Raw genomic sequence first — 9569 nt, 5'->3', positions numbered from 1 at the left:
TAGGTAAAATTCTGGTATTTGACGTTCCCACCGAGTGCTGAGTGATACCTAGAGCCCAGATAACCGTTCCTGGTTTCGTATGCGCCATTATATTAGCAGCCTCTATGAGTCTATCTACCGGTACGCCGGTAACGTCCGAAGTAAGCTCAGGCGTCCAGTGTTCGGCCTCTTTTCTAACCTCTTCGATACCATAGGTTCTGTTTTCTAAAAATTCTTTATCTTCCCAGCCGTTTTTAAGGATAATGTGAATAAGTCCATAAATAAGAGCCACGTCCGTTCCTGAACGCTGACGCAAGTAAAGATCCGCGTGCGCAGCCGTTTTAGTAAAATTCGGATCCGCTACGATTAATTTTGCGTTGTTTCTATCTTTGGCTTGCAACATATGCTTCATGCCGCCGACGGGATTTGCTACAGCCGAATTCGCACCGATACAAAAGATCGCTTTTGAATTTGCCGTCATATCTCCGAAGTGATTCGTCATCGCGCCATAACCCCAAGTATTCGCCACACCGGCGACTGTTGCGCTATGTCAAATGCGTGCTACGTGATCGTTGCTGTTTGTACCCCAAAACGCCGCAAATTTGCGGAAATAGTAAGCCTGCTCGTTGTTAAATTTAGCCGAACCCAAGAAAACTACGCTATCAGGACCGTCTTCTTTACGGATTTGTAGCATCTTATCGCCGATTTCGTTTACGGCTTGCTCCCAGCTGATGCGCTCCCATTTTCCGTTTACTTTTTTCATCGGAAATTTGATGCGTTGTTTTGATTTCGTAAGGTCGATCTGATCGATTCCCTTAGAGCAGTGCGAACCCTGAGAGATCGGGTGATACATAGCCATATCTTGGCGTACCCATACTCCGTCTTTTACCTCGGCTTCTATACCGCAACCCGCCGAACAAATAGAACAAATCGTTCTAACCTTTTTTGAACCTTCGTAAGGATTTTTTATCTCCTCGTTGGTTGCCTTTCTAAACGTCTCGTTTTCGCCAAATGCCATCGTGCTACCGGCACCAAGAGCGGCAAGCTTCAAAAACGAGCGTCTTCCTATGCGTGAATCACTCATGGTTTTCTCCCTTAGTAAGCGATCTTATAGTAGTATTCCCACTCTTTGCTTTTTTTGTAAAGCACCTCTTTTTTGCTCGACTTGCCGACAACTACGCCGTTGTCGTCAGGAGCAAGCTCGTCGCTAGTCGGTTTTGCGATAGCTGCGGCGGCCAATACAGTCCCGCCTACCGCGCCGACCTTCAGAGATTTTTTGAGAAAATCTCGTCTTGATCCTTGCATGTTTTCTCCTTATTAATCTCAAATTTGAAATTTTTGAGACGTTTTTAGAAAGATATTGTTCAAATTTTGCATATTTCCTAGGCGTAGTGCGCCTTACAGGCGCGTATTTTAGGGCACTTGCATATTTTAAAATATCACTGTGCAAATTTAGCATATTTTGAGAATAAATGAAGTAAAAATATTAGATTAATTATGAAACTTAATAAATAGTTAAGGAAATCTAAAATTTAGCTTAAATTTCAATACTACATATCAAGTTATAAAAGTATATTTTATGAAAATTTAGGGCTTTTGAGCTAAATCTGGTAAATTTAGCTCAAATTTGCGTTAGAGATTATTTTTGTAGGTCGCTTAAATTTACTATAAAAGGCACGGAGCGAACGCCGGCGGCGGAGTATTTTTGTCTTAAATTATCCATCGCTTTTACGTCTGCGTCACTGACTGCACCGTCTGCCACCTTATAGTCGTCCGCAAAATATTTTCGTAAAATTTTGATCTTGTCGCTATCGGTTTTTGCGCTTGCTGCGTCTTTATATATCAAAAAGCTTTTTTGCAAAGACGAAACGTCGTGAACCGGAGTTAAGATTAGCTTTACGTTGCTTTCTTTTAACGTCGCTTCGATCTTTTCAAGCTCTAGGCGGCAGTATGGGCACTCAGGATCGGAAAACATCACGATAGTCGGCTTTTTAGAGTCGTTTCCTAGAGTGATGATATTTTCTTTTTGCTCGTTTTTATAGACTTTTGAGATGTTTTTCGCCGCTATTTCCTTTTTTATCTCTTGCAGGTAGGCTTTTTGCGCCTTTAGGTCGATGATATCCGGGAAAAGCAGGTCGCCTTTAGTAAAGATAACCTCGTCTTGGCTGACTTGACCGTTGCTCAAATTTACCACGACCGCTTCGATACCGTCGGCTATCGGTTTACGCTCGGTTACGTTTACTTTCACGCCCTCGCCGACCATCTGCGAGTAAAAACCGACTACTTGCTCGTTTGACGCAGCAAACATCGCGCAGGCCGCCATTAGCGACAAAACTATTTTTTTCATTTCATTCCTTTTTAAAAATTTGCGCGGATTATATTAGCTTTTTATAAATAGATAAAAAATCACGCTTTTAAAACTCGGTCCGTGCCGTTTTTTACGATATTTGGATCTAGATCGAGTTGCTCGAGGTAGGCGATTATGTATTTTCTACTCAAATTTAACGCCTCTTTCGCGTTCGTTACGTTTACGAATCCTTGCGCGGCGATGATGGCTTTTAGCTTCGCAAGCGCCTCGTTTAGGGCTTTTGACGTTACGAAAAGATTATGCGCGAGCCTCACCACGCGACCGATACCAGTTAGCTTTTTTAGCGCGTTATCGCCGCTAACGCGGTCTATCTCAAGCTCGTCGTAGATGTTATAGGGCGCCAAGGGAGCTAAATTTCCGCTTTGCAAAATCTCGTAAATTTTCTCCTCGAGCCTGATTTTTAGCTTGCTCATATCGACGCCAGTTTTGGTGTAGACGCCGTCGTTTTTAGCGATCATGCCCGCGCTTTCTAGCTCGTCAAGCGCCTTTTGAGCGATATTTTCGCTAGCCCACGAGAGCTTTAGGCTGATGCTCGTAGCCGAAAATACCGCAAATTCGTTCTTTTCTATCATAAATTTGACCGCGCTTTTTATCCGATCGACCGCGCTTAGATCGTAGATATTTAGCGCCTTTTCATCGACGAATACGTTTGGCGTTTGCTTTGCTATAGCGACGGCCTCCTCGTGGTTTAGCCCGAAACGCTGATAGGCCGAGATGATACCAAAGCCGTTTTTATGCGTATCTTTTAGCATCGCAAAGGCGCTTACGAAGTCCTTTTTAAGCAGCGCGTTTAAAAACGAAATTTTGCTTGATTTTTTCATCGGTTCGCTCACGGCGTTTAGCACCCTGCCGCCGCCTATGACGCGACCGTTTGCGATGAGCACGAAGGGTTCGTCAAATTTTAAAAACATATCCCTTTCAAATTTAAACGTCGCAAATATCCCGCCCTCTTTTTCGCTCAAGATGAGCGCTTTTGCGGGCGCGGCCTTTGCGCCGACGCAAAAAGTCACGCTCTGCCCATGCGTTAGCTCGCGCGCAAAAACGATCGCGTCTATCTCGCGAAATCCCCTAAAAAAGCCCTTTTTACTAAGTAGTTGGCCTTTTTTTAGATCATTTAGTTCGATTCCCGTCAAATTTAGCGCCACGCGGCTGCTAACTCCTGCGCGGTCGACGAAGTTATCGTGGCTTTGCACGCTTCGCACCTGCACTTCTTTGCCCGCGTCATAGTTAAACAGCTTCTCGTTTTTCGTCACGCTGCCCTCTATCACGGTGCCCGTGACTACGTTTCCGATACCTTTTAGGCTAAAAACGCGGTCGATGTAATACCTAAAAACGCCCTCTTGCTCGCGTTTAGCCGCCTTTAGCGTAAAAAGATAATTTCGCAGCTCATCAATGCTCGCGCTATCCTTGATACTAACCGGGAAAATCTCTAAAATTTGCAGATTTTTGTAGTTTTGCGCGGCGGCGTAAATTTCGCTTTTTCGCTGCTCTATTAGCTCCGCGCTAGCTAGGTCGCACTTGGTAAGAGCTACTACGAGGGAACGAACGCCAAGGATATTTAAAACCTCCAAATGCTCCAAAGACTGCGGCATAAGCCCGTCGTTTGCCGCTACGACGAAGAGGCACGCGTCAAATCCATACGCGCCGCTGATCATCGTTTTGATCAAATTTTCATGCCCCGGCACGTCGATAAATGCGATATTTTCGCCGTTTTTGCTCAAATTTGAAAAGCTAAGATCGATCGTGATCCCGCGCTTTTGCTCCTCCTCGAGTCTGTCGCCCTCAAAGCCGTTTAGTTCCTTTATCAGCGCCGTTTTGCCGTGGTCGATGTGCCCGGCCGTTCCTATTATTAAGCTCATTTTTCATCCGTTTCGTTGATTTTTTCTATCAAATTTTGCACGTCCGCATCTAGCACGCTGCGAAGATCGAGTAGAAATTTGCCCTCCTCGATGCGGCCGATCACGAGATTTTTCCTAAATTTAGCCTCGTTTTCGTTCGCGTTTCCTTTGACGGCTAGCGCGAGGCTAGGTATGCGTTTGTTTGGCATAGTGCCGCCGCCTACGAAGGTCGTCGTGCGCACGATTTCAAGCGGAGTTTTTAGCCGCGAGTTTATGAAATTTGCCGTGTTTTCCAGCTCCTCTACGCTTTTATAGAGCTGTTTTACCGTCGTGATAAGCTCAAATTCGCGGTTTGCGTAGGCTTTGACGCTTTGGGCCAGTAGCGATATGATCACCTTATCCACGCGCAGCATTCTTAGCAGCTGATTTTTCTTTAGCTTTGCGATGAGCCCCTTTTTGCCTAGGATTATGCCGCACTGCACGGAGCCAAAGAGCTTATCGCCGCTAAAGCTAACGAGCGAAGCGTCTTTTAGATTTTTTAGATTGGGCTCGTTGCGCTCGAGGCCGTAGGGCAGCTCGCCGTAAAATCCGCCGCCAAGATCAAAATAATCAATGAGATTTCGCTCTCTTGCTAGCGCGCTAAGACCCTGCATCGCTACTTCCTCGCTAAAGCCAACGATATCAAAATTTGACCTATGTACCTTTAAAATCAGCTTCGAGTTTTCGTTTATCGCGTCCTCGTAGTCGCGCAGGTTGGTTTTATTCGTCGTGCCCACTTCGCGCAGGATCGCGCCCGAGTTTGCCATGACTTCGGGCACGCGAAAGCTCCCGCCGATCTCGACTAGCTCGCCTCTGCTGATGATAGCTTCGCCGCCTTTTGAGAAGGTATTTAGCACCAAAAACACGGCGCTTGCGTTGTTATTTACGACGACGGCGTCCTCAAATCCAAAAAGCTCCGCGAGCAGCCCGCCCACGTAGTCGTAGCGGTTTGAGCGGCCGCCCTTTTCAACGCTGTATTCGAGGTTTGAGTATCCGGTTATCACGGGCTCGGCTCGGCGTAAAATTTCAGGATCGATCGCGCTACGGCCGAGATTCGTGTGGATGATGACGCCGGTTGCGTTTATCAGGCTGCGCAGGCTCAAATTTGACGCCTTTTCGTATCTTTCGAGCGTATTTTGGACGATGTCGTCAAGCCCCGGGCAGTTTTGCCCGCCTAAAATTTGAGCGCGCAGGCTCTCTAGCTCGGCCCTAGCGACTTTGGTTAGCAAGCTCGTGTCAAGCCCGAAAAATCGCTCGTTTTTTATAAATTTATCTATCTGCGGGAGTTTTCGTAGTTCGTTCAAATTCGCTCCTAGTAAATTTGTGTTACCGAGCGCGATTTTAGCATAAATTTGGATAAATCTAATCTTATTAAAAAAAATAAATGTAAAATTTCAGAGCCTATTAATGCCTTTAGTATTAAAATGCGCTCAATTTTGATAACGCGTAGCGCGGGGAGAAAATCATGAAAGAATTCGGTTTTTACAACGATTTTGACGAGAATTTGATGCTAAACGAGCAGATCGAGATAAACGGCGAAGGCGAGTATCTCGTCTCAAATTCGCCCAAACTAAAGGCAAGCGTCGTAGCGCCGGAGATAAATTTTTATCTAAAAAACACCGCAGACTCGGTGCTGGATAAGGCTAAAAACACGCTTTTGCTTTATGAGGCAAGAGCTAGCGCCTTTGACCTAGCGCGCGACATCGACTACGAAAAACCAGTCGGCAAAAACGTCGTGATCGTTAGCAACGGCGGGCGCGAAAATTTGGCGAATTTGCTTAAGGAAAAAGGCTTTAAAACCATCGAGCTGACGCATTTTGAGATCAAATTTATCTACGGAGCCGCAGGCGAGCTAAGCGTGCTAGTGCTGCGCCCGGACGGCGAGTTTGAGGTGGACTGCGACTTTTTCCTCGTAGAAAACGCGCGCGAATACATGCTAAAACAAAGCGGCTGCTACGAGATCGCGGGCAAAAGCGACGAGGAAATCGCCGCGCAGCTAGACGCGCAAAGCCCGAAATTTAAATTTAAAAGCCACGTCCACTACGACTCCACGATCTGCCAGTACCACGAGCGCAGACACGAGATCTGCGGCAGATGCGTCGAGGCCTGCCCTACGGTAGCGATCCTAAAAGAGGACGAGACCAAGCACCTAGTTTTCTCCCACATCGACTGCGTAAACTGCGGCGGTTGCGTTAGCGTCTGCCCTAGTGGCGCGCTTGACTACTCAGATATGCCGCGAAACTCGTTTGCCCAGATAGCCAAACTATACCGCGGCCGGATCGCCCTCGTCGTACCCGCAAAGGCAAATTTAGAAAACTTAAGCGTAAATTTACCCGCAAACGTGCTTCCTTTTGCCATTAGCGGCGAGAGATTTTTGAGCGAGACGCATCTGCTAACGCTACTTCAAGAAAGCGGCGCGCAGGTCGTGATCTACGAGCAAAATATCGGCAAAGGCACCAAAGACGCGGTGGATATCGTAAATCAAATTTACGAGCTCAAATTTAACGAAAAAGCCGTCCTCGTCGCGCAAAACGAAGACAAACTAAAAAGCGCCCTATCTCAGGCCAAATTTATCGAGGGCTCGCAGCACTCCATCGCCGAGTACGCCCTTCCTAAGCGCGAAATTTTCGCTAAACGCCTAGAGTGGCTAGTCGGAGATCAAAATTTAGGCTCCGTTAGCACCACCGAGCTCATCAGATACGGCCGCGTCGAGATAAATCAAGACACCTGCACGCTGTGCCTAAGCTGCGTGGGAGCGTGCAACGTCGCTGCACTAGTTGCGGACAAGAAAACAAACTCCATCGTCTTTAACCCGAGCGTCTGCACCGCGTGCGGATACTGCGAGCTTAGCTGCGCGGAAAAAGACACGATATTTTTACGCCCGGGCAAGATTGATCTGGAGCCTAGTTTCTTTACCTTTAGCGAGCTAGCCAGAGACGAGCTTTTCGCCTGTATCGAGTGCGGCAAGGAGTTTGCGACCAAAAAGGCCGTCGAAAAGATCGCCGCGATCATGGCGCCTAAATTTAACGGCGACAAAGCCAAGCTAAAGACGCTGTACTGCTGCTCGGACTGCAAAGCCAAAGTGATGATAAAAGCGCAAATGGATCAAATGAGAGAAGAGGTTTTAAATGGATAATAACTTAACCAAGGCGCGCGCGTATTTTTACGAGTTTTTGGCCTATCCGCTGTTTTTTCACGAGCACGGCGGTAAATTTGACCGCTGGCGCGAGCAGCTAGCCTACCTGGCGACTAGTCCAGTTACGCCTGCAAGTGAAGCCGCGTTTGCAAATTTAGCCAAATTTGACTTTGAGAAATTCGCCAGAGAGCAAAACGACGTGCTTTTTGACTTTTCTTACTCCAACATCCCGCTAAATGCCTCATTTTACGAGGACGGGCGCGACGACGGCGCGGCTAGGCTGCGCGTGATCGAGTGTCTGAAGCTAAGCCCGTACCGCAGAGACAAAGAGGTCTGCAAAGACAGCGAGGACTACGTCGGATTTATATTTTTAGCCACGGCGACCTTTTTGCGCGACGAGATAGCGGGCGCGGCAAATATCAGCAGCAAGCTATTTACGGACGTTACGAATAAATTTATCGACGAATTTATCAGATTTTTATCCGCTCACAAAAATGCGGACTTTTTCGCCTCTTACGCGGTTATCTTGCGCGATTTTATCGAGCTTGAGCGCGCGGTGCTAGGCGTGGAGGCACCTCCTGCGCCGATCGGCGACAGTGCGGCGGTAGCCTCGATGAAAAAAGAGCCGTTTCAAAGCAAGATGCCTACGGCCAAAACCAAACTCCGCTGGGAGGAGTTCTCGCCCGTCATCTCGCAAGAGTTCGACGACTGAGGCTTGCGCGCTTAAATTTGCTTGCTAGACTCGTGCCGGCAGGCAAATTTAACTTGCCCGAGTCGCCCGAGCGGCCGTTTTCTCGTCAAATTTGCGCTTTAAATTTGACGAGATAAACCCGTCCGTTTTCGGCGCGATTTTTTAGCCTCTTTAACCCGCCCAAATTTACTCTCGTTTTTCAAATTTCACTCAAATTTAACCGCCCTTTGGCTACTATTTCGCAAATTTAGTAATAAGCAAAAGGATCAAATTTGCAAAGCTTTTTTAAATTTATATTCACACTCGCCGCCTTTGCCGCCGTCCTCTTTTACCTTTCTTTTTTAGGAGTTAAATTTGATAAATTTGGATCAGGCTCTATGCCGACTGGTTTTACCGTCACTCCCGATACTAAGATAGACCCGAACTCCGAGCTAGCTAAATACGTAACGCAAGAGGAAATAGAGGCGTTTGGATTCGGTTCGTCCGATATAGTTTGTGATAAAGAGAAAAACGCTACGCTAGTACCTTTAAGAGCCGCTCTTGATAGAAAAGATACCGATTTTGTAGTTAAATTTATAAAAGATAACAACCTAAGCGTAGACGTAGAGATGAGAGATAAAAGAACCCCGCTGATGTACAGCTCTTTTAGAAACGACGTAAATACCTCTAGTACTCTAATAAATTTAGGAGCTGACATAAGGGCTAAAGATAGATTCGGTCTATCTCCTATGGCTTACGCAATTATGCTAAACTCTGTTGATACGGCTAAAATACTACTAGAAAAAGGGGTTAAATTTGAAGAGGTGGAGTATGTATCGCCGCATACCCATACAAACAGATACTATGATTCTTCCAGATTTGAATCCATAATCATAAACAGCGAGAATAACATAACAATACGCTACAAATACGATCAGGGGCGTCCAGAGACGGACTTAAACGATCCCCAATGCGTAGAGTCGAGCACCAGGTATAAATCAGATCCGTTTAAATACTTAGTAGATAGAAATCTACCCCAAATGGCAGAACTAATGCTAAGCAAGGGGTATAAACCTAAAAAATTTAAAATGGGTATCGGGCTAGAAGGTATAAAAGACGAAGAGAAAAATAGGCCGTTAGAACAAAGCGGCTGGGCATATCTAGGCAACTACGAAAACTACGAGCCCATGCTTGACGTCTTTATAAAATACAACCTCCCTAATGCTCCAAATAAAGAGCAGCTAAAGGAGGCGTATAAAGTGTGCAATGATAATTTAAAATATTATACAAAAGAAAAAGAGAAATACATCTATAAAATGAATCAAGGCAGAGACGAAGAGGCTGAGGAAAAGATAAAAAGAACCAATAATAAATACAAATATGCTCCTTATTCGCTACTATATGAAGACGGTCTTTTACAATACAAACCAAAGCCGATAGACCCGAAAATGATAGAAAAATTTGATAAAGATATAAATTTCTACAAACAACACTGCCCCGACGAAAATGCAACATTTAAAGACGCTAGAGCTTTTATAG

8 protein-coding genes are annotated in these 9569 nt (G+C 46.0%); 3 read left to right on the top strand and 5 right to left on the bottom strand.

The window, feature by feature from the left end:
* The 5 genes from Q0338_RS10590 to selA form a co-directional block, all read right to left on the bottom strand.
* A partial coding sequence (locus tag Q0338_RS10590; protein ID WP_298086688.1) for a molybdopterin-dependent oxidoreductase occupies positions 1–997 on the bottom strand: 997 nt, incomplete at its 3' end.
* A 77-nt stretch (positions 998–1074) separates the two neighbouring features.
* Positions 1075–1284 (bottom strand): twin-arginine translocation signal domain-containing protein, encoded by a 210-nt coding sequence (locus Q0338_RS10585; protein WP_002948952.1) that lies wholly within the window; start codon positions 1282–1284, stop codon positions 1075–1077.
* A 334-nt stretch (positions 1285–1618) separates the two neighbouring features.
* A complete protein-coding gene (locus Q0338_RS10580) occupies positions 1619–2326 on the bottom strand; it encodes a thioredoxin domain-containing protein (protein ID WP_298086687.1) in 708 nt (235 codons plus the stop codon).
* A 59-nt stretch (positions 2327–2385) separates the two neighbouring features.
* Positions 2386–4206 carry a selenocysteine-specific translation elongation factor gene (gene selB / locus Q0338_RS10575; RefSeq protein WP_298086686.1) on the bottom strand — a complete coding sequence of 607 codons (1821 nt, stop codon included), beginning with the start codon at positions 4204–4206 and terminating at the stop codon, positions 2386–2388.
* Entirely contained in the window at positions 4203–5528 is a 1326-nt protein-coding gene (gene selA, locus Q0338_RS10570; RefSeq protein WP_298086685.1) for an L-seryl-tRNA(Sec) selenium transferase, read from the bottom strand. Before selA ends, selB begins: the two co-directional genes overlap by 4 nt.
* 161 nt (positions 5529–5689) lie before the next feature.
* Between selA and Q0338_RS10565 the strand changes: the two genes are divergently transcribed.
* The 3 genes from Q0338_RS10565 to Q0338_RS10555 all read left to right on the top strand — a co-directional run.
* Positions 5690–7360 (top strand): 4Fe-4S binding protein, encoded by a 1671-nt coding sequence (locus Q0338_RS10565; RefSeq protein ID WP_298086684.1) that lies wholly within the window; start codon positions 5690–5692, stop codon positions 7358–7360.
* Complete coding sequence (locus tag Q0338_RS10560; protein ID WP_298086683.1) at positions 7353–8072, top strand: formate dehydrogenase-specific chaperone; 720 nt, start codon at positions 7353–7355, stop codon at positions 8070–8072. The genes Q0338_RS10565 and Q0338_RS10560 overlap by 8 nt, the downstream gene beginning before the upstream one ends.
* Positions 8073–8428: 356 nt before the next feature.
* A partial coding sequence (locus tag Q0338_RS10555) for an ankyrin repeat domain-containing protein (protein ID WP_298086682.1) occupies positions 8429–9569 on the top strand: 1141 nt, incomplete at its 3' end.

It is taken from the genome of uncultured Campylobacter sp., from assembly GCF_938018145.1.
GTDB lineage: Bacteria > Campylobacterota > Campylobacteria > Campylobacterales > Campylobacteraceae > Campylobacter_A.
This window is presented reverse-complemented; position numbering and strand designations above follow the sequence as displayed.

What these genes read in the sequence shown, in the direction of transcription:
- Q0338_RS10585 (WP_002948952.1), bottom strand. Translation starts at nt 1,284, where the DNA reads ATGCAAGGATCAAGACGAGATTTTCTCAAAAAATCTCTGAAGGTCGGC.
- Q0338_RS10580 (WP_298086687.1), bottom strand. Translation starts at nt 2,326, where the DNA reads ATGAAAAAAATAGTTTTGTCGCTAATGGCGGCCTGCGCGATGTTTGCT.
- selB (WP_298086686.1), bottom strand. Translation starts at nt 4,206, where the DNA reads ATGAGCTTAATAATAGGAACGGCCGGGCACATCGACCACGGCAAAACG.
- Q0338_RS10565 (WP_298086684.1), top strand. Translation starts at nt 5,690, where the DNA reads ATGAAAGAATTCGGTTTTTACAACGATTTTGACGAGAATTTGATGCTA.
- Q0338_RS10560 (WP_298086683.1), top strand. Translation starts at nt 7,353, where the DNA reads ATGGATAATAACTTAACCAAGGCGCGCGCGTATTTTTACGAGTTTTTG.